Raw genomic sequence first — 24611 nt, forward strand, 5'->3', positions numbered from 1 at the left:
GGGGTTCTTGCTTTTTACAAGGAAAGCCCAGCGGCTACACCAGTGGCGCAGCCGGGCGCGTGGGTACGCCCCGGTTGTAGTCGGGCTCCCAGTCGTTGATGGGGCGGGTGATGCCGGGGGGCAGGTCCAGGTCGGGTAGGCCGTCGTCGAGTGGTTCGCCGCCCTCGTCGTCGTTATCGGGGTAGGGGGGGCGTAGGAAACGCCGTTTGGGCATCACCAAGAAATACGCCAGTACGGCAAAGACCAGAAGGGTATAGATCAGACTGATCATAGCGGAAGTAAGTGGTAAATCGACGGGGAAAGGACGACGAAAGACTACTGTCAGTCAGTTAACTAACGGCAGTCGGGGTCGAGTTGTTTTCGGAAAAAGCCACTTTTTCAACCCCTCCGCCCATACCTACCCAAGATACGAAGTTCTGGCGCGAAAGAAAAATAGCCGCGTGCTTCTGCTTGTAACTGGCCGGTGCAGCGCCTACTTTTGCCGCATAGTTTAGGGGTGCTACCCCGCCATGTGGCGGCCAGTGGCTGAGATCATACCCATTGAACCTGATCCGGGTAATGCCGGCGAAGGGAACAGACGATCCGCGAACGTGAAAACCCGAGTGGTGCCGACCCCTGGCACCGGGCCCGTTCCACTTTTCTGCTTTTGCATTTCTTGAAAAATGTACTGGTTTTGGGCACCGCGCTGCTGGCGCTGCCCGTAGCGGCGTGGGCGCAAGGCCCCGTGTCCGGTATCATCACCGATGCCCGCACGGGTACGCCGCTACCCGGCGCCACGGTGCTGCTCGACGGCGCTACCGGCGTGGTAACCGACGCGGCCGGCGGCTTCTCCCTACCCGCGGTGCCGGCTGGCGCGCACACGCTCCGCATCACGTTTGTGGGCTACGACCCCATCACGCGCACCGTGCAAGGCCAGGCCACCGCGCAGCGCCTCACGGTGCCGTTGCAGGCCGGCGGCGTGCTCACCGGCGAGGCCCTCGTGACGGCCCAGCGCGCCAACGAGCGCACGGCCACCGCCTACACCAACCTAGGCAAAGAAGACCTGGCCAAGCGCAACTTCGGCCAGGACCTGCCCTACCTGCTCGACCAAACGCCCTCCGTAGTGGTCAATTCCGATGCTGGCGCGGGCGTGGGCTACACCGATATCCGCATTCGGGGCACCAGCAACACGGGCATCAACATGACCATCAACGGAGTGCCGCTGAACGACGCGGAATCGCACGGGTCATTTCTGGTAAACCTGCCGGATTTGGCCTCGTCCATCAACTCCTTGCAGGTGCAGCGGGGGGTAGGCACCAGCCAGAACGGCGGCGCGGCGTTTGGGGCCAGCATCAACATCTCTACCCTGGATGTGCGTCGCGAGGCCTACGCCGAAACGCAGAATACGTACGGCTCCTTCAACACCTGGAAAAACAACGTGCAGTTTGGTACGGGGCTGATCAACGGCCACTTCACGGTGGACGGCCGCTTGTCGCGCATCGCCACCGATGGCTATATGAACCGGGCGTCGTCGGATTTGAAGTCGTACTACTTTGCGGCGGGCTACCAGGGCAAGAACACGCTGCTGAAGTTCATTACCTTCTCGGGCCGCGAAAAAACCTACCAGGCTTGGAACGGCGTGCCCGAGCCGGCCATCACCGGCAACGAGGCGCTGCTGCAAAACTACATCGACAACGGCGAGCTGAGTGAGGCCGATGCCGAGCGCGTGCGCCGCGAGGGTAGGCGCTACAGCTACTACACCTACGACAACCAAACCGATAACTACCAGCAAAACCACTACCAGCTGCACCTTTCCCAGCAGCTGGGCCCCGATTGGAACGTGGGTGCGGCCCTGCACCTCACGCGCGGCTTTGGCTACTACGAGAGCTACCGCACCCGCCGCCGTTTCACCGATTACGGCTTGCAAAACGTAGTTATCGGTGGCGACACCATCACGCGTACCAACCTGGTAGACCGCAAGTGGCTGGATAATTACTTCTACGGCGGCACCTTCGCGCTCAACTACCAGCCCCGAGACGGCAAGCTGCAAGCCACGGTAGGCGGCGCCTGGAACCGGTTCGACAACGACCACTACGGCGAGGTGATCTGGGCACAATACGCGTCCAACAGCACCATTCGGCAGCGCTACTACTTCAACGACGCCCACAAAATCGACTACAACGCTTACGCCCGCGCCACCTGGCAGGTGCTGCCCAAGCTGGGTGTGTATGGTGATGTGCAGGTGCGCCACATTCGGTATACCATTGATGGGGTAGAGGACGACCAGAACGACGTGACGACCCGCGCCCGTTACACCTTCTTCAACCCCAAAGCCGGCGCTACCTTCACTTTGGCCAAGGGCCAGCAGCTCTACGCCAGCTTTGCCGTGGGCCAGCGCGAGCCCGTGCGCTCCGATTTCACCGACCGCCCCGCCGGCGACGTGGGCGCCAAAGCCGAGCGCCTCAACGACTGGGAAGGCGGCTACCGCTTCACCCTACCCAACGGCCGCTTACTAGGCTTTCCGGCTGCCGTGCGCGTAGAGGTGAATGGGTTCTACATGAACTACCGCAACCAGTTGGTGGCTACCGGCCAACTCAACAATGTGGGCACGCCCCTGCGCACCAACGTGGCCCGCAGCTACCGGCGCGGAATAGAGCTAACGGAGTTTTCCTCAATCAATGATAAGATCAGCCTGAGCAGCACAGTCACAGTCAGCCAAAACCGCATCCTGGGCTACCAGGGCGTGACGTACGACGAAAACTACGAGCCTGTAACGGAAGCGCCGCGTACCAGCACTATTTCCTACTCGCCCAACGTGGTGTCGGCGCACACCTTGGAGGGGCAGCCGTTGCCGGGCCTGCGCCTGGCGCTGCTCTATAAAACTGTGAGCCGTCAGTACCTCGACAATACCACCAGCGAAGACCGGCGCATCAAGCCCTACCAGGTGCTCGACTTCCGGGTGCGCTACACCATCCGGCCGCGGTTCGTGAAAGAAATCGAGCTGGGCCTGTTGGTAAACAACGTGCTCAACCGCCGCTATGTAGCTAATGGCTACACCTACAGCTACCTCGGCGCCAGCGGCGGCCTTGACACGTTCAACTGGTACTTCCCGCAGGCCACGCGCAACTTCCTGGCGTCGGTAGGCGTCAATTTCTGAATCACGGATTCGCTCGGATTTTTCGGATTGATCGGATTTTGTGGACGATTACTAAACGACACAGTTGCCAATAAAAATAAAAGGAGCTTGCTACTGGCAAGCTCCTTTTATTTTGAAATCAACGACGAAGAATCGTCCACAAAATCCGTGTAATCCGAAAAATCCGAGCGAATCCGTGGTTCAGATAATCAAGCGCACGCCACCCAGCTCGGAAATCTGATAGGGGAACCTATCCCCCGGCGAGCCGATGAACATGAAGTTTTTGGGGATGTTCCACTCGTGGGAGAGTTGGTCGATGAGGGCCGGGCCGAACTGACCTTTCAGCGGCACAAAGTCGATGACAATTTCCTCGTAGGCGCGGTCCAGCACCTTAATATCGCGAAGCAAATCCTCGGAAAATGCTTCGCCTTCACGTAGTAGCGTTACAATTTTAAGGCGATTCGTAAACTCATTTTCGGACACATAGGCCATTACTTTATTAAGGTTCGATACATTATCACCCTTCGTGAAGAACACGAATTCCTGCCGGTTCAGCTCATGTAGCTGCCGCTTAATGGTAACCTGCGTGAGGCGCGACACCCGCGGCGAGTGTTTAGCAAACGACTCCGCTGCGGCTAGAATCAGGTTCAAAATGGCCGTGCGGTTCAGCATGGCCGCTACCACCAGCATGGCCGGCACGAAGTATTGCAGGAACACCACCAGATAATCAGGTCGGATGCGGATGTTGCCGTACAGCGCCGTGATGACGCCCACCAGTGCCAGCGCTACAGTCACCACACCCGCATATACCGGTCGGGGCAGGTTGGGCCGCTTGCGCTTGAGCAGGAAGTTGCCCAACGCGAAAAAGGCCATTACCGACAGAAACGAAATGGTATACACGCCCGCCAGCGGCCCCAGCTCCCCGTTCGTAATCAGCAGCACCGATATACAGAGCAGGAAGAAGGTGATGAGGATGATGTAGTTGCTTTGGCGCTTGTTCTCTTTTAGAAAAAACTGGGGGAGGATACGGTCTAGGGCCATGCGCTTCATCAGGCCGCTCACGCCCACAAACGAGGTGAGCACGGCCCCACTGAGCACCGCCACAGCATCCACCGAAATAAGGGTGGCCAGCCAGGGGCCGCCGGTGGTAGTGCCCAGGTAGGAGAGTAGAGTTTCGGTGTGCTCGCCTACGTCGCCCAGCGGCAGCGCGGCTACCGCCAGCAACGCCAGCAGTGGGTTAAATACCGTGACGACCACCCACATATTGCGCAGCGTTTTCTGAAACACGCCCTCGGCCTGTTCTTCCACGAAGTTAGCCGAGCTTTCGAAGCCTGAAATGCCTAGCATCGCTGCGCTAAAGCCCAGGAAAAGCGCCGACGAAAGACTACCCTGCAACGGCATGTGCCAGTTGGCAATCAGCGTATCCAGCCCGTTCTGAAACAAATACCACCCCGTGACGCCTACCAGCAGCGTGAGCGAAAACAAGTGCAGCACAAAAATACCCACGGCCACCACCGCCGACTCCGAAATGCCCAGAATGGTGAGCAGCAGAAAGAAGCCCAGTAGTAGCACTGTAGCCGTAATAATGGGCAAGCCATGCCACAGCGTGTGCAAGTAGTGCATAGCCTCGGAGGCCGAAATAACGGCCGTAGCCATATAAGACAGGATAGTGAGGCAGGCCGCCACGGCCGCGTTGCGTTTGCTGGTGGTATTCAGCAACACGTTGTAGGCACCCCCATTGAGGGGTAGGGCCCCCACCACTTCGCCGTAAATCCGCCGGAACAAGAACAGCACCCCGCCTACCATCAGTAGAGCCACCCAGGCGTATTGGCCCGCGTAGGCAATGGCCAACGCCGACACGTAGAGGCAAGAAGAAGAGATGTCGTTGCCACAGATAGCGGTGGCTTCCAGTTCGTTTAGTTTTTTCTCGTGGCTCATCAGGTATAGCGTAGGAGGGATAGAAGGTGTACGGGGGTAGGCGGAGAAAAGGTAGGAAAAGCTCGACGGATGGTGGCGGTTTGTCTGGGTTGGGGGAACAATCTGCCCCTTTTCAATTGCTTATATTTGACAACCAAACCCCACCCCGCTAGTCTATGTCTTCCCAAGCCGATATCCTCTCGTCCCAACAGAAAGCCACTCGCGCCCACGGCTCCACCAACGCCGCCGGCTTCACCGACTACTTTGACCTCGACGGCTTACTCACGGAGGAACACAAGCTCATCCGCCAGACCATCCGCGACTTTGTGAAGCGGGAGATTTCGCCCAACATCGAGCGCTGGGCGCAGGAGGCGCATTTTCCTTCTGAAATCGTGCGCAAGTTTGGTGAGGTAGGCGCCTTTGGGCCCACTATCCCCACCGAGTACGGCGGCGGTGGCCTCGACTACATCAGCTACGGTCTGATTATGCAGGAAATCGAGCGCGGCGACTCGGGTATGCGTTCTACGGCCTCGGTGCAGGGCTCGTTGGTGATGTTCCCGATCTACCAGTACGGCTCGGAGGAACAGAAGCAGAAGTTCCTACCCAAGCTAGCCTCGGGCGAGTGGCTGGGCTGCTTTGGCCTCACAGAGCCCGACCACGGCTCTAACCCCGGCGGCATGGTGACCCGGCTGGAAGACAAAGGCGACTACTACCTGCTAAACGGCGCCAAGCTCTGGATTTCCAACTCGCCCGAGTGCCAAGTGGCCGTGGTGTGGGCCAAAAACGAAGAAGGCCGCATCAAAGGCGTCATCGTAGAGCGTAGCATGGAGGGGTTTACTACCCCCGAAATCCACAACAAATGGAGCCTGCGCGCCTCCTGCACCGGCGAGTTGGTGTTCGACAACGTGCGCATTCCCAAAGAAAACGTGCTGCCGAACGTGGAAGGGCTCAAAGGCCCGCTCTCCTGCCTCGACTCGGCGCGTTTCGGTATTGCCTGGGGCGCCATTGGCGCGGCTATTGACTGCTACGAGTCGGCCCTGAAATACTCGCTGGAGCGTGAGCAGTTTGGTAAGCCCATCGGCGGCTTCCAACTCCAGCAACGCAAGCTGGCCGAAATGCTCACTGAGATTACCAAAGCCCAGCTCATGGCTTGGCGCCTGGGCGTGCTCAAAAACGAAGGCAAAGCCACCTCAGCCCAAATCAGCATGGCCAAGCGCAACAGCGTGCACATGGCCCTGGAGGTAGCCCGCGAAGCTCGCCAGATCCACGGCGGCATGGGTATCACGGGCGAGTACCCCATTATGCGCCACATGATGAACCTGGAATCGGTGATTACTTATGAAGGTACGCATGATATTCACCTGCTGATAACGGGGGCGGATATTACGGGGATTCAGGCGTTTAAATAACGCTTGAATCGGGTTTGGGGAAGTTGGCGTGGCTGTACTTCCCAGCATCCGCCTATATTAGCCCATCCATTTATTTGACCTGCTCTCTTATGGCCGCCGCACCTGCTCCTTCTGCTTCGCCCTTGGTTTTGCTTGAATGCCTGATTGCCGGCACCTCCCACCGCGAGGGTCTGAAAGCCTATGAGCCGAAGCTACAGCTAGGCCAGGCCCTCACGCTGGAGCGCGAAGCCGATAGCTCCTACGACGATTGGGCCGTGCGCGTGTACACGGCCGGCCCCGAGCCGATGTGGCTGGGCTACCTGCCCGAAGGCCGCAACGAAACCGTAGCCCGCCTCCTCGACGCCGACTTTCCGCTGGCCGGCCGTCTTACCCACAAAGCCTGGGAAGACGAGTGGCTGTACCTGGAAATGGAAGTCGTCCTACCTATTCAGGAGGTATAATGCTTTCAGCGCAGCTCGTCGAAGGCATATTGCGCAGTGCTCCAGAACTCGTCTAAGGCAATTAGGCGCGGTTTGAAGAAGGAAATCAGCCGGGGCCAGTCGTCGCGGTTGAACAGGTTGACGGGCGCCAGCTCCTGATAGATGCGCGCTATGGGCTGGCCATTAGCGTCTTGCGTGGCGGGTTCCCAGATCCAGGCTTCGCCTGTAGCTTCCTCCAGCCACCGGCGCACCTCCTGGAACTGCTCGTAGAACAGCTCCCGGATGCCGGCATCCGGGTGTGTCAGCTCAATGCCAATGCTGGCCCGCCGCCCGTCGGCGTGCATGCGGAAGTAGACGTGCTTCAGGCCGGTTTTGTAATTGATCCAGTTGGTGGGCAATCCTTCGGCCGAAGGAACCGGGGTCATGTATTGCCCAAAGGTGGTCCAGAAAGCTTGTCGGAGCTGCGTAACTTCAGTTTTGCTGTACATGCGGGATAGGGCGGCGACGGGGTAGGCCAAACAGGTTTGCGTGGGTGGTGCGCATCCGGTAGGAGGCTTGTCGCGGCCGGTGAGTGGTCGTCATAATACGGCGGTTGAGCCGTTGAAAGAGTACGGTGTCGCTTTCCAGGTAGTACCACGCGGGTTTGCCATCGTAGTCGCCAATAGTGCCCTTATACAACTCATCGTACACCAGCCAGCCCCGGTGGCCCTGGGTGGCAGTGGCAAACTCATCAGCCGTTTTATCGATGTAGGTAGGGATATTGTGCGAAGCCGGCCGGTAATCGTGGCCTAGTATGGCGTTGTATTTCAAAGGGTAGGCGAGCTTGTAGTAGCGGTAGGGCGGCACGTGGTTCCAGTTCAGGTATACCACGTCGCCGGGCTGATACCGGTCGTTTATGAACTGGAAAGCTTCCCGAAAATACGATTTCTTGTAGCCGCCAAACAACCCTGGGTCGGCTAGCTGACGGGCCGAGGCAGCCAACGGCGGCAACAGCAGCAGCAGGGGTAGCACCCACTGCCACCCCGCTCTCACACGATTCCCAATAGCCGCGCAGCCACTGGCAATAAATAGAATGAACACCGGCGCCAGAAACACAACTAGGCGCTCATATACCGGATACTTGCGCAGTGCCGAGGCCACCACCGTGAGCAGAATAGCAAATAGCAGTACCAAAAACAGCTGCCGCTGCCGCCGAAATAGCACGAAGGCACCCACCGCCAAACATCCTAGCGGCACGATGCGCAACACGAGGCGCGGCAGCGTGCTGCCAAGGATGCGCAGGTCCAGCAGCAGGCCAAGAGGGTAGTCCAACGCCATGTAGAGCTGGTAGAAAGGCCACCGTACGGCGGCTCGCGTAGCGGCTACGGGCATAAAGGCATCCAGTGTTTCAAACCAGTACACCAGCCAGCCCGATTCAGTATACCGGCCCGTGAAGAGCAAGTAGTTGAGCGCAAAGCTGAGCAGCCAGAACGCAAACGGCACCAGCTGCCGCCAGAAGCGCGGCCAGTCGCGGCGCCACAAGTGCCACAGGCTTAGGGCACCGGCAATGGCCATCAGTACGAAGATGCTGGCGTAGGAAAACCACACCAGCGCCGCCCCGCCCACGGCCCACAGCAGCAATGGCCGCCATTGCTGCGCCGTATGAAAACGGAGGTAGAGATACAAGGCTACCACCGTAGCCAGCAGCTCGGCGCTGTACTGCTTGATTTCGACGCTGTGATACACCAGCGGGGGCGCCAGCGCCAGCATGCCCATGGCCACGGCCGCACCCAGCGGCGACAATACCCGGCGGCTGACTGGTACAAACAGCGCCAAGGCGCCCAGTGAGCATAGCAGCGGGACCAGCCGCAAGGCCATTTCCTGCTTGCCAAACAGCAGAACCGACAGCCGGCAAAGCCATAGAAACAGGATAGGCGCCTTCTGTTCGTACTCCAGCGCAGGTTGCGCCAGTTGCCCAAAATTCATCCGAATCAGGCTATTGGCCACGTACACTTCATCAATCCATAGGGAGCGGTTGTCGAAGAAGTGAAACAGCCGGATTGCCACGCCACAACTCAACAGCAGCCAGAAAACAACCTGCCAGTTAAGTATGCGCTGGGTAGGTCGTTGCCGAGAAGAATAAATGCTGGTAGTAGAAGAAAGAGTAGTGCTTATAGCCATGAAGCGATGCTCAAAGGATACGGGTATAAATATTTTTGCTTGAAACGAGTAATATTTTGTATGGGTTATATACAATAAAGAAGGTAGATGGAGGAGTAAGTTGTTATCTATTATAAGGTGAAGGAATGACTGCTTGCAGGTAGTAGAACCAGAATGTATGCTCAAATGCTCGTTGGTTCAGCTCAGCAACAGGGGCTTCGGAATATACAAAACGAGCATAATTGTTGCTATTTTTATATAGAACTGTATTATGACAATAATCGTAAATTATCCGCAATTCATACAAGATAGCATATCCATTGGCTGCACTTCTACCCTCTAGACTATCCACAGTGAAGGCCGTTATTTTTGATGTCGACGGGACTCTCTATGAGCAGTCCCGGTTGCGCCGCAAGATGCTGTATGCGCTGCTAGGCCACTATGCGCTGCGCCCCTGGCGTGCGCAGGAGCTGCTCATTCTGAGTAAGTTTCGGGCAGAACGGGAAAAGCGGTCTGGTGCTATTGGCCCCGATCTGGAAAACGCCCAGTATGCGTGGTGCGCCGAAAAAGGAGGGTATTCCATCCCCAAAGTCAAGCGTACGGTAGAGCAGTGGATATTTCAAAATCCCAATCGGTATTTGGCGCAGTGCGTGTATCCGGGCACACAGGCGTTTTTTGAAGACCTGCGGCAGCGCGGGATTAAAATAGGTATCTACTCCGATTACGCCGCGCACGACAAGCTGGCGGCAATGGGCTTGCAGGCCGACATCATCGTGAGCTCCACCGACCCCTTCATCGACCGCATGAAGCCAAACCCGGAAGGCCTGCTCTACATTGTTCAGCAACTAGGAGTAGCACCAGGAGAATGCCTGTTCATCGGCGACCGGCAGGAATTAGACGGTGTGTGTGCAGAGCGCGCCAACATGCCCTACCTCATTGTAGACAAGCAGCCGTTTGCCCAATTCGATTTCTATCACACCCTGAAAAATCAGTTGTTTCCTTCCACCAACTAGACTTATGGAAAACACGTTTATCCTTTCTGACGCTGATAGTCAGGAGACAACTACGTTGCAGCCGGCGGGCCTACGCGACTACATCGCCATTGCGCGGCCCGATAACTGGGCCAAGAATGTCTTTATGATGCCGGGTGTGCTGTTTGCCCTGCTCATCTACCGGCCAGGTCTTGACTCACTTTTTGTGATGAAGCTGGTGCTAGGCATCGTAAGCACCTGCCTGATAGCATCGGCCAACTACGTCATCAACGAATACCTGGACGCCGAATTCGACAAATTTCACCCCCTCAAGAAAAAGCGCACGTCGGTGGTGCGCGTGGTGAGTGCCAAGCTGGTGTACCTGGAATGGGTTGGGCTGGCGGCTGTGGGCCTCACATTGGCTTACCAGATTTCCATGCAGTTTTTGCTGGTAGCAGCTTTTCTGCTGTTTATGGGCGTGATGTACAACGTGCGCCCCTTCCGCACCAAGGAGCGTGTGTTCTTGGATGTACTGTCCGAATCCATCAACAACCCCATTCGCTTTGCGCTGGGCTGGTTTATTGTGGCGCCGGCTCTCACCATCGGCACCATCAACTGGGCCGACCTGTTCCAGAGCCTACCCCCCTCCAGCATCCTAATTGCCTATTGGATGGGCGGCGCTTTCCTGATGGCCACCAAGCGCTTCGCGGAGTATCGCCTGATTGACAACCCCGAGCTGGCCGGCCTGTACCGCCGCTCCTTTAAGTTCTACACCGAGCACAGCCTGCTGATTTCGATGTTCTTCTATGCGCTTACCTCGGCTTTCTTCCTGGGCATTTTTTTGATTAAAAACCGGGTAGAGCTGCTGATTAGCTTCCCGTTCTTTGCCTTGCTGTTTGCCTGGTACCTCCGCCTTGGGCTGCTACAAAACTCACCGGTGCAAGGCTCAGAGAAGCTGTACACTCGGAAGTGGTTTATGCTATACGTTGCCCTGTTCTGCCTCCTACTTACAGCCCTTATGTTCGTTGATATTCCGTGGCTGCACTTGTTTTTGCAGGAAACATACTCGCTCAACTAACTCTAAAAAAACACAAGAAGCAGGTTGTGAGACAAGCAGCCTGCATAGGTTGATTTTCCGGAAACCCTGGCGGCCCGTTGTTTGTAACGGGCTGCCAGGGTTTTTTTATTCCAGCAACTCAGCCAGCGCTGCTATTTCCTGCCGGGCTTGCTGCACAGTGGGCTCCTGGCCAAATTCTCTGTCAACCCAACCAATAAAACCCGTTGCCAGCGCCGCCACGGCCTGGCGGCTGCTGCCGGGGGTAGCCGCTACGGGGTGGTCGGCAAGGGGTAGGGCATCCTCCAGGCCCAGCGTGCCCAGCACATCCGACACAAAAGCCAGCGCGCACACGTGCAGCACCTGGTAGAGCAGCACTAGCTCTGGCAGACTCAGCGGGAGTCGCTCGCCGGCTGCCACTGCGCTCAGCCGTGTAGTAATGGCCTCTAGGGCCGAGTCGGATAACGTAGTAAGTGAGGGTAGGGCTTTTAGAAAGGGGTGCGCCGACGCTGCTGTGGTATGCCGCAATTCCTGCGTGAGCAGCAGCGCCAGGCGCAACAGCTGCAAACGCCCCTCATCGAAACCCAGGGTAGCGGCCGGCGGCAACGCCGGGCGCAAGCTGGCCTCGTGCTGCTCCAAAATCGCCTGTATCTGCTGCTGGCGTCGGCGGAGCGGTGCCAGGGCCGCCGCACCGCTTGGGCCGGCCAGAAACTGCTCTAATGCATTTTCCAGCTCAGCGCTTAGCTGTAGACAATACGCGAAAAGATTCTCCAATTCCTCATCGGCAAGCTGCATGTGCTGACGTAGGTAGGCGCGCACTGCCGCGCTCAGCGGGCTGCCCAAAGCGGCCCTACCCAGCAGCACATAGTCGTAGAGACGAAGCGGCCGGGTAGCTATCATTTCTTCCAGCTCGGCAGTGGAGGCCAGTGCCGCTAGTTGGGCTACGGCAGGGGCATCAAGACGAGTGAGTGCGGTAATAGCTTCCTGCGCCTGTGCTGCTGCCGGGAGCTGAAAGAAGTGCTGGGTAGCCATGCCCAGCGCCGATAAGGCCGGTGCCAGTTGGGTGTAGGTAGTAGGCGGCAAAGGCCGCAAAGAGTGGTCAGGCGAGTGCGTAAAGGAAAGCATGTGCAAAGGTGGCGAAGAAGAGGGAATTACTGCTTCAGTAGATTTATTTTATATAAAGTGATTATTTGTTTTATATATTATTTGCAGTGACGCATTTTAAATAAAAAAACATGGTTAATAAAATTATTATGGTTCTTATTTTGTGTATAAAGTGCTATTATAAAGAATACTACAATGAAATGAAGGGTATAAATCGTATTTATAAATCAATGATTATGGTTGTAATAATTGCATTTATATATTATTTTTTGTATCTTTGTATTATCAATTTAAATAAATCAATCACCTAATTCATACACATGCACTATCAAATCAATTCTATCAAAAGTATTTCTGCTAAACAAGCTGCTACCCTCGAGCAGGAAGGCATCATGACATCGGACGCGCTGTTGCGTGCGGCCCGTACACCCGCCGACCGCCGCGAGCTGGCCCGCAACACGGGTATCGAGGAAATGAAGATTTTTAAGTGGGTAAACTATGCTGACCTGTCGCGTATTGATGGGCTGGAGCCTGGCCTGACGGCGCTTCTGGAGCAAGCCGGCATCACGACGATGCTCGATTTGCGGGGCCGTTCACCCTTCAGCCTGCACAGCAAGCTGGTAGCCCTTAACAAGGAGCACCAGGTAGTAAACGCTGTGCCCGATATGTTGCAAATGGCTGATATTGTGAATCATGCCAAGAGCCTGGAGCCAGAAGTCTCGTACCAGTAAGTAATACGGGCACTCCTGCTGCCCTAGATCCCACCCAGCAGAAAACCGCGCTGACGCTTTGTTTAACAAGCGTCGGCGCGGTTTTTTGTTTGGGTATGGCTATCTATATTAGTAATATCTGTACTGGTTGAAAAAATGCTAATAATATGGGACAAATTGCGGGATGACGCTGTTCTATAGCCAACCACAATCCGCTTACCTTTGCATATGCGTGAACCCTTCCTCACTGGCGGCGACGAGCACTACGACGCCACGGACAAAGACATTGATAAGGCCCTACGCCCGCTTAGTTTCGACGACTTTGCCGGACAGGACAAGGTAGTCGAGAACCTGAAAATCTTTGTGGCCGCCGCTAAGAGACGCGGCGACGCCCTCGACCATGTGCTGTTGCACGGCCCTCCCGGCCTGGGCAAAACCACGCTGTCGCACATCATTGCCAACGAGCTGGGCGCGGGCATCAAAATGACCAGTGGCCCGGTGCTCGACAAGCCCAGCGACCTGGCCGGCCTGCTCACCAACCTCGACCCGCACGATGTGCTCTTCATCGACGAGATTCACCGCCTCAACCCGGTGGTAGAAGAATACCTTTACTCGGCCATGGAGGATTACCGTATCGACATCATGCTCGATTCGGGTCCGAATGCGCGCTCGGTGCAGATTTCGCTGTCGCCCTTCACGCTCATTGGCGCTACTACCCGGTCGGGCTTGCTCACGTCGCCGTTGCGGGCACGTTTCGGTATCAACTCACGCCTGGAGTACTACGATGCTAAGTTGCTGACCAGCATTGTGCAACGCTCGTCTGAGATTCTGGGCACACCCATTTACGAGGATGCAGCCTACGAAATTGCGCGTCGCTCGCGTGGTACGCCCCGCATTGCCAACAACCTGCTGCGCCGCACCCGCGACTTCGCCCAGATCAAGGGAACAGGCACTATCACTGTTGATATTGCCCAATTCGCCCTCAACGCCCTCGACGTAGACGCCCGCGGCCTCGACGATATGGACAAGCGCATCCTGAGCACCATCATCGACAAGTTCAAAGGTGGCCCCGTGGGCATCAGCACCATCGCTACGGCCTGCGGCGAAGAAGGCGAAACCATCGAGGAAGTGTACGAGCCGTTCCTGATTCAGGAAGGGTACATCAAGCGCACCAGCCGCGGCCGCGAGGCTACCGAAGCTGCCTACCTGCACCTGGGCCGTACGATGCCCCAGCACCTGCGCGGCAACGCCAGCACGGGGGAGTTGTTTTCCTGATTGTGAATCAAACTCACTATAAAATGCTCAAGCAGATGCTATTATTAGCGGTTTGCTTGGGCATATTGCTTTCATGCCAGAGCCAAGAAGTAAAAGGGAATATGTCTGATCATAAAGAAAAATTGGATGCTAGAATAGAGCGGCTAAGCAAGAAATACGATTTACGGGTTCATTATTTTGATGCAGAGTGTCTATATGATGAAGGCGATTTGGCTTTGACCTTGTCGGAGTTCTTGACTAAGCTGCTGCCGGAACAACAATTCCGCGTTACGGAGTCGTTGACCCCAAATAAACAGCAAGTTATTGCGCAGGTTTTTTACCAAGACACAATTGTTGGTGAAGTAACTTCCGAAGTTGGTGGGGATTACTTGCCAGATTCATTTTATACAGCGTTGGACTCAATACCAGCAAGGGCGAAGAGTAAGCGTGAAATGTGGATGGTGAATCCACGGCTCTATGGTCAGGATGGTTGCTACATATCCGGTACCACACGAAACTTGATGGCCGCTCGGCAGGAAGGGCTTCCTTTACTGCTGCCAACTGAAACTACGGATGATATGATGAAAGCAGATATCAGTGACTTTGAGTAGCTGCATGCTCAGCTTAGTAACTTGTGGCATAGGAGAGGAAGGAATGCCGTATTTTTGTAGTTAGCCATTCCCAAACTCATGCTACCTATCGCCCGTTATACTGCCTTCATTAAGCGCCGCGCCGCTGAGCTGGGCTTTATGTATTGTGGTATTTCGAAGGCGGAGTTTCTGGAAGAAGAAGCGCCGCGGCTGGAAAACTGGCTGAACCGCAACGCCCACGGTAAAATGGCCTATATGGCCAATCACTTCGACAAGCGCCTCGATCCGCGCCTGTTGGTGGAGGGCGCCAAATCAGTCGTTTCGCTGCTGCTGAATTATTACCCTGCCGAGGAAGACCAGCAGCCCGACGAGCCGGACACGCTCAAAATCAGCAAGTATGCCTACGGTCGCGACTATCATTTTGTCATCAAAGACAAGCTGAAAACCCTGCTGGCGGATATTCAGCAGGAGGTAGGGGAGGTAGGCGGGCGCGTGTTCGTGGATTCGGCGCCGGTGATGGACAAGGTGTGGGCCAAGAAAAGCGGCCTGGGGTGGGTAGGGAAAAGCTCAAACCTGATCCGGCCGGGCACCGGCAGCTTCTTCTTTATTGCCGAGCTGATTCTAGACCTGGAGCTGGACTACGATGGCCCCATTAAGGACTACTGTGGCACCTGCACCAAATGCGTGGATGCCTGCCCCACGGGTGCCATTACAGAGCCCTACGTGGTAGATGGCAGCAAGTGCATCAGCTACTTCACCATCGAGCTGAAAGACCAGATACCGCAGGAAGTAGCCGGTAAATTTGGCAACTGGGTATTTGGTTGCGACATCTGCCAGGATGTGTGCCCCTGGAACCGCTTTGCCCAGGCGCACAACGAGCCGCAGTTTCAGGCGCACCCGCAGTTCAAGCACCTCCGCGCCACCGACTGGCAGGAAATCACGCACGAGCTGTTCTCAGAATTGTTTCGGCAGTCGGCGGTGAAGCGCACGGGGTATGCGGGCTTGCAGCGCAACATCCTGTTTGTAACGCAAACCGCCGATGCGGAAGCATCGGCGGGTAGGGCGGCAGAATCAGATGGCTAATTGGCCAAAGACGCGGTTTAGGATGGCGCGGTAGACTTTGGCAAACTGGGCGTAGCACCATTCCTTGAACTGGGCTACTTCTTCGGGTAGTATCGTGCGGAGTGCCTTGCGCAGCTCCTTCTCAAATAAAAACTTGTCGAAACTAACCTTAGATAGGATGGTTTTGGTGTACTCTAGCATGGTGGGTGGTTTTCAATAGCGGGTGGAGTATTGGGTGGGGAGAGCGAACCGTTATACGAACAAGCGTTAGCTATAGTGGTACTTTACGAAAGGCTAATTGCTAACCATCAGACAATCCGGAAATTAAATTTTAAAGCCACAAAAAAAGGACGCATAAAGCGTCCTTTTTTTGTGGCTTTACCTTAGAAAAACGTGCTTTTTCTATATTCTAGTATATAAACAGGCCTGCCAAATTGCTGGCAGTAGTAGCTGTCATGGGCTCATCGAAAGCGGCCTGCACTTTTTGCAAGGCCGTCTGGCCTACGCCAGCTGCATCAATAGGTAGTAGGTCGAAGGGAATGGTTTGTCCGGCTACGCGTTGCGTGGTGTTTTCTTCGCCCGCATACACGGCATCGGTCAGGCCCGCTGTTGTAATGGACTGGTCCGTGGGGCTGATCCACGGTTTCACGGTAGCATTGCGGTTGCGGCGCAAGGTACGGATGTGGGCCGCATGCCGAGCCTCCACCGAGTGAATACGAGCAGCAGCTGTCAGAAACACCCGGTCGCTCTGCACGGTGGCAAGCTGGCCCTTGTAGGCCCGCACCCCCGTGTCTTCCAGCAGTTGGGCTACCTGCAAAAAGGTGTCGAAATTGCTGAATACGTCGGCAAACGGTGCGCTTTGCGTGCCGTTTTTGCTACCGGTAAAATCGAAGTTAAGATTGGTGGGTATATCAGCGCCGGATGCCTGGAGTACCCGCGTGAGAAAGGCAACGTGCTGCTGCTCATGCTGCTGCACCGTCACAATGCCCGGCCGCAGATCGGAAGGAATAAACCCAGCGGGTACGGCGGGCGTATTGGGCACTAAACCTAGCGCCCGCGAATAAAAGTTGTTTTCGAGCAGCTCCAGGGTAAGCGCCAGCGAAAGTGAGTCGGTGATGGTTTGTGCTCCACGCCCGTAGGCTTGGCGCAGCGCCGAGCCCAGCACCAAGGGCGCGGTAGCCACGGCAGCCTTGCCAGTGAGGGAACCCAGGCGGGTAAGCGCCTCGCGGCGCGAGCCCAACCGGGCAAGCAGTTCCGGGTCGGCTTCGGTCAGATTGACCAGGAGTTTCAAAATATTCATACGCGAGAAGGCAAGCGAAGCTAGGCTAAAGCAGCAGTATTAGAAGTCACAACGGTTACCGTGAAGTAGGGGGCTAGCTCCGTAATCACCGCCGACGGCGTCAGTACAGCACCAAGTCCGGCCAGGTCGCCGGTGCTGGTCACTACATCGGTACCAGCAAAAGAGCCGGCTACCTCCAGGTCGCGCACGTAGGCCGCATGACGCGCCTTCACGGAAGCAATCTTACCAGCAAACAGCAGGTAGTCTTTGCCGGTGCTGTCGGTGCTGAAGCGCATTACCACATCATTGTAGGCCGCCACCGTCAGGTCTTCAAACTTTTTAGCCGCAGCCACTACACCAGCGCGAGTAGTAAGGGTAAGGGTAGCAAACGTGAAGGTCAGCGGGGCAATGGCATTGGCGCCCAGCAGGTATTTGTACGACTCTGTATAAATCAACTCGTGGTCGCGCAGATCGGTGAAGCCCGCCTGCTCCGCAGTAGTCATCCCTGTGGGGAAAGCCGCTACCACTGCTTGGTAGAAGGCCAGCGTTAGTTGGTGTAGGCTATATAAATAGTTGAATACGACGTTGTTGGCGGTGATGCCCTGGACGCCATTGGTATACGACAGCAGTGGGGTAGAGGGCGTAGTAGGTGTATTTTCACCATCATCATCACTGCAACCCGCTAGTACCAGCGTAGAGGTAGCAACTGTTGCACCTGCCGCCCGCAAAAACGTACGACGTGGCAGGGGAGTAGATGTGAAAAAAGGAGTAAGCTTATCGGACATACACAAAGGCGAAACAGGCTTTCAACGCAGATTTACTATAAATCTGATATAGGCGCTGGTAAAGTTACTTAGTTCCGGCTGAATAGCGGATGGAACCCACGAAAAGCACAAAAGGGTACACCACGCGGCGTACCCTTTTGCTGAATTGCTAGTGTATAGCGAGCCTAGTTCTTGATGAAAGGCCCTACTACTGTGCGTACAGAGGTGTCATCCAGTGCTTCATCGAAGGCCTCACTGGCCAACGCTCTTGTGTAGCTTGAGTCGAGGCTAGTGAGGTCTATGCCAGCCTGCATAAAGTTTTCTTCGGATGGGAAGGTAGTAGTAGGATTACCTGGGCCATAAATGGCTGCCACAGCGTTATTCGCTTCAGCATTGGTAATCCAAGGGGCGTTGTTGGCAGTGCCGTTGGCTTTGCGCATCGAGCGGATGTGCGCCGCGTGACGGGCTTCTACCGAGTGAATTTGTAGGGCAACGGTTAGGACGTCGTTGGGATTTCCTGCGCTTTTAATCACGCCTGCCTGACCTTTGTAGGCACGTACGCCGCCATCTTCCAACGACTGAGCATATGCCAGGAAATTGGCGTAGTTATCGAATGCCGGGCCGAAATCGAAGCTCTTGGGCTTCGGGTTGGCGTTCGAAGACAGAGCACCTTTCAATAGATTTACGTGCGCCGTTTCGTGCTTCATGATCTGCTGAATGGCTGCAGTAGCTGCCCCGCTTGGAATCAGGCCGGTTTTGGCCAAGGCTTGCTTGTAAAAGTCTTCCTCCAGGTATTCCAACAGCAAAGCGTAGTTCAATACAGCATTTGCGCTGTTCAGCGTCTGCTGACCTACTGCTTTGTTGAACACAGAGCCCAGCGCGATAGGAGCAGCCGCCAAAGCAGCTTTTTTGCTCATGTTGCCAAGTGCAGCGAAAACATCGCGACGTGAGTTGAGCTTGTCCAGGATTTCTGGATCAGCCTTCTCGATTTCTGAAATGATATTAAACAAGTTCATGATGAAGTCTGCTATCTGTGAATTATTTACCTACGTTGGCACCGCTGATGGTTTCCTTGATGAACGGCTGGGCAGCCGTCAGGACAGTAGCCACATCGTTTGCCTTGTCCAAGCCGTTTGCATCTACGATATCATCGGCTGCGAAAGAACCATTGCTAATCAAATCGCGGATGTAGGCTGCGTGGCGCGCTTCTACCGATACAATCTTGCCGGCAATGAGCAGGTAGTTAGTATCCTTGATAAGCTTACCAGCGCCGTTGTAGGCTGATACACCAAGGTCTTCGAACGTCCGAGCCGTTGTCAGTACCGAGTTGCGGTCCGTGAAGTTGATCTTGGAAAAGTCTGGCGTCAGGCCCGGAATGGTTTTGCCAGCGGCAGCCGTGTCAATAGCTTTCTTGAAGAAATCACGGTGAATGGCTTCGTGCTTCGCAATAGCTGTCAGATAGGTTTTCTCATCGGCCGTCATGTTAGCATACGGAGTGGCAATCACTTGTGCATAGAAAGCCGCTTCCAGTTGCTCTAAAGCATATGCGTAGTTCAGTACACCCACGTCACCCGAACCCAGGTCTACCATGCCAGGGGTAGAGGGTGAGTTATTGTCGCTGTCGTCGTTGCAGCCGGCCAGGGCCAGGGCTGTTACGCCGGCCGTAGCCCCAGCATACATAAAGAAAGAGCGGCGCTTAATGGGAGCGTACAGCGGCTTGGTGAAGCCCGCTTCGTCTTCGCCTGGTTTGATGATGTTGGACATAAAAAAAGGAAGTTTGGGTGAAACAGGGGAACTAGGGCAATAACAGAGCCACGACAGCTACTTTCTGCCTTTACTCAAGTATTAAATATCCTAGAAGCTTGTTGTTTGATGTGATTTACGGCTGAGTAAGCAGAATGGATTGGGTAGTAGTATTTTTTTTCGTTCAGCTTTCTGTAATCAGATGGTAGGCTGAATAAAACAGGCAACAAAAAAGCTGCTCTTAGAGCGGCTTTTTTGTTGCCTGTTAGGTGGTTACGCAATCGTCTAGTTGAACAATCCAGCGGTAGCGCCAACTGCCGAGCGGAAGTTGCGGGCAATGGCTTTTACTGCGGCGGCATCCAAGGGCTCATCAAATGCTTCGGAAGCTGCGGCGGCCGTGATGGTAAGGCCAGTGGGGGCCGTAGAACTCGTCTGCACGTTGATGTTTGCCTGCGTTACGTTGCTTTCAGCGGGATGATTCGCATCGGAGCCGGCGCCGTACACGGGTGCTGTCACGGCTGGCACTGGCCCACCGTTGTCGGTGCCCGAAATCCAGCTTTTGGGCTTAGCATTCAGGTTAGTGACGTCGGCGGTAGCTGATACGCCACCGCGGCGCAACAGGCGCAGGTGCGAGGAGTGGCGAGCCTCCACGGAGTGGATGTTGAGAGCGGCCGTAAGAATAGCCTTATTGCTCATCAAGCTAGGAGCACCACCCTTGTAGGCACGTACACCTGTGTCTACAAAGGCTTGGCCGGTGCCATAGAAATTGGCCGAGTTGGCAAACGGATCAGGAAGCTTGCCACCTGCCGTGTAATCAAACGCCGCGCGGGTGGGGTCGTTGGGGCTGAACGCCTGGCTACCCAACACGGCTCGCAGGGCATTGATGTGGCCCAGCTCATCGTCCCGGATGATAGTTATAGCAGGGATATCAGCGCTCGGAATCAAACCACTGGTTTTTAAACCGGTATCGTAATAGTGGTATTCCAGGTACTCCAGCTGCAATGCCAGATTCAGCGTTTGCACAATCTCAGTAGATAGGTTACTGCTCTGGCCGTAGGCCTTATTGAACATAGTGCCCAGCAAGCCGGGTAGGGTGGCTGCCGTTACGGCTTTGCCCATACCCGAAATGTGCTTGAATACGCGCCGACGGGTGTCGAAACGGTCGTAAACTTCTGGGTCTACTTTTTCAATGTCGGAGATAATCTTAAATAAATCCATGGTGGAAAGACAACGTGTGAAAGGGTAGGGAAGAGAATTAACGCAAGCTATTAGCACTTAGCTTAGAGCCGTCGGCTAGATACATGTTGGCTGTCTCAAGTACCTGCGAAGGTGACTTAGACTTTTCTTGCCGAGCACTAGCTCCTGTTGTGCTAAAGTCAACTACATCGTCTCCCACAAAAGAATTGAACGTAATCAGGTCGCGAATCAACGCGGCGTGGCGCGCTTCTACCGATACAATCTTACCGGCAATAGTGAGGTAGGATGCATCCTGAATATACTGTCCAGCACCGTTATAAGCGGCAACACCCAGGTCCTCAAATGCCTTTGCAGCGTTCAATACACTGGTACGCTCGCCAAAGTTGATAGCAGAGAAATCGGGCGTCAGGTTTTTAAGTGGTGTAGCATTTGCCGCGGAAATGGCCTGACGGAAAAAATCAACGTGAATTTTTTCGTGTAAGGCTAGATCCTGAAAGACTTGCTTTTCAGCGGCACTTGCAGTATTCAGATAGTAACCACCGGCTATTACTTGCGCGTAGAAAGCGGCTTCTAGTTGCTCTAGCGCATAGGCATAATTCAGTACACCCACGTCATTTGCCCCCACATCAATAAAAGAGGAGTTATCGTCGCTGTCGTCGCTGCAGCCGGCCAGGGCTAGGGCCGTTACGCCGGCCGTAGCACCAGCATATATGAAAAAAGAGCGACGCTTAATAGGGGCGTATAGTGGTTTGGACAGAGTGTTGTCGTCGGGTTTGATGATGTTGGACATGAAAAAGGAAGTTTGGGTGAGGCCTAATGCAAATGGAATTCTCCACTAACTGAATTCTGCCGTTTTTACGGGACTTTTACAGGCATGATTAAAAGTGCCCAAATCTTCAGGTTAGTGTCTGAAACAGTAGTGATGAGCTTATCAGTAAAAACCCTGATATAAAAACAGTAGGAAGAGCATTTTCATGTGATGAACTGCGTATAAATACCTATTTGACAGTGGGCTGTCAGTTTTGCCTAAATTTGCGTGTGATACGACTCCAAGCTATTCTCTGCTTTTTGCTGTTGCTGCTCGCAGAAACAAGCCGTGCGCAAGCTGTTCCGCCTGCTAGCGATGCCGGCCAAGCGGTAGTGGTGCTAGGCCGCACAGAGTTTCCGATCAACGAGTACTTTACCATCAGCTTCACCTTGCGTGGGGCGTCGCTTGATCGGTATTCTGCCTTCCCGGATATCGAGGGCTTCAAGAAAAGCGGTAAGCTAAACACGACCACCACGCGCACGGTAGGCGGCCAAAGCTCGATTGAGCTGACTATTACCCAGCGCTATGCCGCCTACCAGGAAGGGGAGTTTGAGTTACCGCCGTTTACCATTACCGTGAACGGCAACCCCATTCGCTCGCCGGGTGCTACCCTGCAAGTAGGACCACAGCAGGCACAGGCTACCCCACCTGCCGCCGGCACCAACCCCAGCTCTAATAACCAGCCTCTACAAGGCATTGGCCTTTTGGATGAGCTGTTCGGCAAGCCCAAGCCCGATGCGTACGTGGAGCCGAAAGACCATGCATTTCTGGCGTTAGTAGCCGATAAAAGCAGTGTGTATGTAGGCGAAGGAGTGCACGTGAACATGTATTTCTACCTCACGCCCACCGACCAGGGCCTGCTAGACTTCTACAACTTTGCCGGTCAGCTGCCGGGTATCATACAGCAGCTGCAGCAGCGCACGGCCTGGGAAGAGCACTTCGAGGATCAGGAAATAACCCCCGAAACCATCACGGTAGGCGGCAAGAGCTACCTGCGTTACCGCCTCTACGAAACGGAGCTGTATCCGCTGACGGCTGAGGCGCTGCGTTTTCCGATTATTTCGCTGCAAATGGTGAAATACAAAGTAGCAAAAGACCCCACTGCCGATCCTACCGACCGCCTGGAAGGCTACAAAACCTACTTCACCGACCCGCTAACTATAGCGGTAAAGCCCCTGCCGCCCCACCCCCTACGCGACCAGGTAGCCGTGGGGCGCTACCAACTGCGCGAGGCCATCGACCGCACAGCGTTTCAGGTAGGGCAGGCTTTTACGTATACGTTCTCAGTTGAGGGAGAGGGAAATCTGGCCACGCTTTCGGCGCCTACGCTGCGGCCTCAGCCTGGGGTAGAGCTCTACGGGCCGGATATCCGGCAAGACCTGACGCGCCAGAGTGGGCGGGTAGGTGGGCGCAAGCGATTCACGTATCGGCTGGTGCCCCGCCAGCCGGGGCCGCTGCCGCTCGATAGTCTGCTCACGCTGGTCTACTTCAATCTGGCTACGGCTCGCTACGACACGCTGCGTCCGCAACTGGTTGTATCCGTGCAGGATGCGCCGCAAAAAGCCGCATTTCGTCCCCGCCCCGACGACCCTTTCTATACCGAGGCGCTACAAGCCGCTGACAACACCTTGCAGCCCTTGAATGCGTATCGCGATGTGCGCCGCTACACTAATATAGTGCTCGTGCTCTTGATAGGCTTGGCGGGCTACGGCTGGTGGCGGGGAAGCCGCTGAGGGTAGCAGAACAGGAATAAGAGGTAATTGCGTGCGCCAATGAGGGCTTTTGCTGACCTTTACGGTCAACAGAGTTGCGTATTGCCCATTTCTTACCTGCTTACTGCTCATTGCTACCCTATGGCTAATTCTTTCGGCACCCTCTTCCGCATCACCACTTTCGGCGAATCGCACGGCGTGGGCATTGGCGTTACCATCGACGGCTGCCCGGCCGGTTTGGCAGTGGATGTAGCGGAAATTCAGGCGGCGCTGGACCGGCGCCGGCCCGGCCAGTCGGACCTGACGACCCCGCGCAAAGAGGCCGACCAGGTAGAGGTGCTTTCGGGCCTGTTCGGCGGTATGACGACGGGCACGCCCATCGGCCTGCTCATCCGCAACCAAGACCAGGCCAGCCACGACTACTCCCACATCGAGCACGCCTACCGCCCTTCCCACGCCGATTATACCTACGATCAGAAATACGGCCGGCGCGACTATCGGGGCGGTGGCCGCAGCTCGGCCCGCGAAACCGCTGCCCGCGTGGCGGCCGGGGTAGTGGCTCAAAAACTGCTGGCGCACTATGGTATTGAGGTGGCTAGCTATGTGTCGCAGGTAGGGGCCGTGGCCGTGCCGGTGGGCTACGAAGAGCTGGACCTAAGCCTGACTGACTCCAACCCCGTACGCTGCCCGCACCCCGAAACGGCCGAGCGTATGGCTGCCCTCATTCGTCAGACCCGCGACCGGCACGACACGGTAGGCGGCATCGTGACGGGGGTAGTGCGCCATGTGCCCACGGGCCTGGGCGAGCCGGTGTTTGATAAGCTGCACGCCGAGTTGGGCAAGGCTATGCTGAGCATCAATGCCGTGAAAGGCTTTGAGTACGGCTCGGGCTTTGCCGGCACGCTGCTATTCGGCTCAGAGCACAACGACCAGTTTTACACCAACGAAGCCGGCGAGGTACGCACCCGCACCAACCATTCGGGCGGCATCCAAGGCGGTATCAGCAACGGGCAGGATATTTATTTCCGGGTGGCCTTCAAGCCTGTCGCTACCATTCTGCAACCGCAGCAAACCATCAACGACCAAGGCGAGGAGATCAGCCTGGCCGGCAAAGGCCGCCACGACCCCTGCGTACTACCCCGCGCCGTGCCCATCGTAGACGCCATGACGAGCCTCGTGCTAGCCGATATGATTTTACGGGCGCGGGCGAATAAGGTAGGGTAGGAGGGTGTGAGGGTATGGGGGTAGGAGGGTGTGAGGGTGTGAGGGTAGGAAGTGTGTCATCCTGAGCGCAGCGAAGGACCTTCTCACGCGTGAACGACAGACGTAACAACGACTCGTTCACGCGTGAGAAGGTCCTTCGC

23 protein-coding genes and 1 riboswitch are annotated in these 24611 nt (G+C 55.7%); of the genes, 11 read left to right on the plus strand and 12 right to left on the minus strand.

The annotated features are described in order from the left end of the window. Positions 1–34: 34 nt before the first annotated feature. Entirely contained in the window at positions 35–271 is a 237-nt protein-coding gene (locus tag H8B15_RS19360; RefSeq protein ID WP_185281264.1) for a hypothetical protein, read from the minus strand. Positions 272–482: 211 nt separating this feature from the next. Continuing rightward, positions 483–592: riboswitch (TPP riboswitch) on the plus strand. A gap of 63 nt (positions 593–655) precedes the next feature. Between H8B15_RS19360 and H8B15_RS19365 the strand changes: the two genes are divergently transcribed. Beyond that, a complete protein-coding gene (locus H8B15_RS19365) occupies positions 656–3136 on the plus strand; it encodes a TonB-dependent receptor (protein WP_187321304.1) in 2481 nt (826 codons plus the stop codon). A gap of 180 nt (positions 3137–3316) precedes the next feature. On the opposite strand, the gene H8B15_RS19370 is transcribed toward H8B15_RS19365, so the two are convergent. Then, a complete protein-coding gene (locus H8B15_RS19370) occupies positions 3317–5053 on the minus strand; it encodes an APC family permease (RefSeq protein ID WP_187321305.1) in 1737 nt (578 codons plus the stop codon). 155 nt (positions 5054–5208) lie between these two features. Between H8B15_RS19370 and H8B15_RS19375 the strand changes: the two genes are divergently transcribed. Beyond that, on the plus strand, positions 5209–6441 hold the full coding sequence (locus H8B15_RS19375; RefSeq protein ID WP_187321306.1) for an acyl-CoA dehydrogenase family protein: 1233 nt from the start codon (positions 5209–5211) through the stop codon (positions 6439–6441). A 74-nt stretch (positions 6442–6515) separates the two neighbouring features. Next, a complete protein-coding gene (locus tag H8B15_RS19380; protein ID WP_187321307.1) occupies positions 6516–6881 on the plus strand; it encodes an HIRAN domain-containing protein in 366 nt (121 codons plus the stop codon). A 5-nt stretch (positions 6882–6886) separates the two neighbouring features. Here H8B15_RS19380 and H8B15_RS19385 read toward each other — a convergent pair whose 3' ends face one another. Both H8B15_RS19385 and H8B15_RS19390 read right to left on the minus strand, forming a co-directional pair. Next, positions 6887–7348, minus strand: coding sequence for a DUF4268 domain-containing protein (locus tag H8B15_RS19385; protein WP_187321308.1), 462 nt, complete (start codon positions 7346–7348; stop codon positions 6887–6889). Continuing rightward, entirely contained in the window at positions 7332–9020 is a 1689-nt protein-coding gene (locus H8B15_RS19390; protein WP_187321309.1) for a glycosyltransferase family 39 protein, read from the minus strand. Before H8B15_RS19390 ends, H8B15_RS19385 begins: the two co-directional genes overlap by 17 nt. 332 nt (positions 9021–9352) lie before the next feature. On the opposite strand from H8B15_RS19390, the gene H8B15_RS19395 reads away from it, so the two are divergent. Then, positions 9353–10012, plus strand: a complete 660-nt coding sequence (locus H8B15_RS19395; protein ID WP_187321310.1) for an HAD-IA family hydrolase — start codon at positions 9353–9355, stop codon at positions 10010–10012. Between the two features lie 4 nt (positions 10013–10016). Then, complete coding sequence (locus H8B15_RS19400) at positions 10017–11048, plus strand: UbiA family prenyltransferase (protein ID WP_187321311.1); 1032 nt, start codon at positions 10017–10019, stop codon at positions 11046–11048. Between the two features lie 105 nt (positions 11049–11153). Here H8B15_RS19400 and H8B15_RS19405 read toward each other — a convergent pair whose 3' ends face one another. Continuing rightward, positions 11154–12149 (minus strand): hypothetical protein, encoded by a 996-nt coding sequence (locus tag H8B15_RS19405; protein WP_187321312.1) that lies wholly within the window; start codon positions 12147–12149, stop codon positions 11154–11156. Between the two features lie 299 nt (positions 12150–12448). On the opposite strand from H8B15_RS19405, the gene H8B15_RS19410 reads away from it, so the two are divergent. The 4 genes from H8B15_RS19410 (at position 12449) to queG (ending at position 15765) form a co-directional block, all read left to right on the plus strand. Next, on the plus strand, positions 12449–12859 hold the full coding sequence (locus H8B15_RS19410) for a DUF4332 domain-containing protein (RefSeq protein ID WP_185281255.1): 411 nt from the start codon (positions 12449–12451) through the stop codon (positions 12857–12859). 207 nt (positions 12860–13066) lie between these two features. Next, the gene (gene ruvB, locus H8B15_RS19415; RefSeq protein WP_187321313.1) at positions 13067–14113 is read left to right on the plus strand and encodes a Holliday junction branch migration DNA helicase RuvB; all 1047 of its coding nucleotides are present in this window, start codon (positions 13067–13069) and stop codon (positions 14111–14113) included. A gap of 2 nt (positions 14114–14115) precedes the next feature. Further along, on the plus strand, positions 14116–14703 hold the full coding sequence (locus tag H8B15_RS19420) for a hypothetical protein (RefSeq protein ID WP_187321314.1): 588 nt from the start codon (positions 14116–14118) through the stop codon (positions 14701–14703). A 78-nt stretch (positions 14704–14781) separates the two neighbouring features. After that, positions 14782–15765: a tRNA epoxyqueuosine(34) reductase QueG gene (gene queG, locus H8B15_RS19425; protein ID WP_187321315.1), complete on the plus strand. Its 984-nt coding sequence runs from the start codon at positions 14782–14784 to the stop codon at positions 15763–15765. Here queG and H8B15_RS19430 read toward each other — a convergent pair. The 7 genes from H8B15_RS19430 to H8B15_RS19460 form a co-directional block, all read right to left on the minus strand. Beyond that, positions 15754–15945 (minus strand): hypothetical protein, encoded by a 192-nt coding sequence (locus tag H8B15_RS19430; protein WP_187321316.1) that lies wholly within the window; start codon positions 15943–15945, stop codon positions 15754–15756. The two genes, queG and H8B15_RS19430, sit on opposite strands and share 12 nt — an antisense overlap. A gap of 208 nt (positions 15946–16153) precedes the next feature. Next, a complete protein-coding gene (locus H8B15_RS19435; protein WP_187321317.1) occupies positions 16154–17044 on the minus strand; it encodes a ferritin-like domain-containing protein in 891 nt (296 codons plus the stop codon). Positions 17045–17064: 20 nt separating this feature from the next. Next, on the minus strand, positions 17065–17808 hold the full coding sequence (locus tag H8B15_RS19440; RefSeq protein ID WP_187321318.1) for a ferritin-like domain-containing protein: 744 nt from the start codon (positions 17806–17808) through the stop codon (positions 17065–17067). Between the two features lie 164 nt (positions 17809–17972). Beyond that, complete coding sequence (locus tag H8B15_RS19445; protein ID WP_187321319.1) at positions 17973–18803, minus strand: ferritin-like domain-containing protein; 831 nt, start codon at positions 18801–18803, stop codon at positions 17973–17975. Between the two features lie 22 nt (positions 18804–18825). After that, positions 18826–19551 (minus strand): ferritin-like domain-containing protein, encoded by a 726-nt coding sequence (locus tag H8B15_RS19450; RefSeq protein ID WP_187321320.1) that lies wholly within the window; start codon positions 19549–19551, stop codon positions 18826–18828. A gap of 264 nt (positions 19552–19815) precedes the next feature. Next, positions 19816–20748 carry a ferritin-like domain-containing protein gene (locus H8B15_RS19455; protein WP_187321321.1) on the minus strand — a complete coding sequence of 311 codons (933 nt, stop codon included), beginning with the start codon at positions 20746–20748 and terminating at the stop codon, positions 19816–19818. A gap of 37 nt (positions 20749–20785) precedes the next feature. Beyond that, positions 20786–21517: a ferritin-like domain-containing protein gene (locus tag H8B15_RS19460; RefSeq protein WP_187321322.1), complete on the minus strand. Its 732-nt coding sequence runs from the start codon at positions 21515–21517 to the stop codon at positions 20786–20788. Positions 21518–21765: 248 nt separating this feature from the next. Here H8B15_RS19460 and H8B15_RS19465 point away from each other — a divergent pair, with 248 nt between their 5' ends. Both H8B15_RS19465 and aroC read left to right on the plus strand, forming a co-directional pair. Continuing rightward, the gene (locus tag H8B15_RS19465; protein ID WP_187321323.1) at positions 21766–23268 is read left to right on the plus strand and encodes a BatD family protein; all 1503 of its coding nucleotides are present in this window, start codon (positions 21766–21768) and stop codon (positions 23266–23268) included. A gap of 120 nt (positions 23269–23388) precedes the next feature. Next, the gene (gene aroC / locus H8B15_RS19470; protein WP_187321324.1) at positions 23389–24471 is read left to right on the plus strand and encodes a chorismate synthase; all 1083 of its coding nucleotides are present in this window, start codon (positions 23389–23391) and stop codon (positions 24469–24471) included. The last annotated feature ends 140 nt before the right edge of the window (positions 24472–24611 follow it).

The organism is Hymenobacter citatus (genome assembly GCF_014333615.1).
Classification (GTDB): Bacteria; Bacteroidota; Bacteroidia; order Cytophagales; family Hymenobacteraceae; genus Hymenobacter; species Hymenobacter citatus.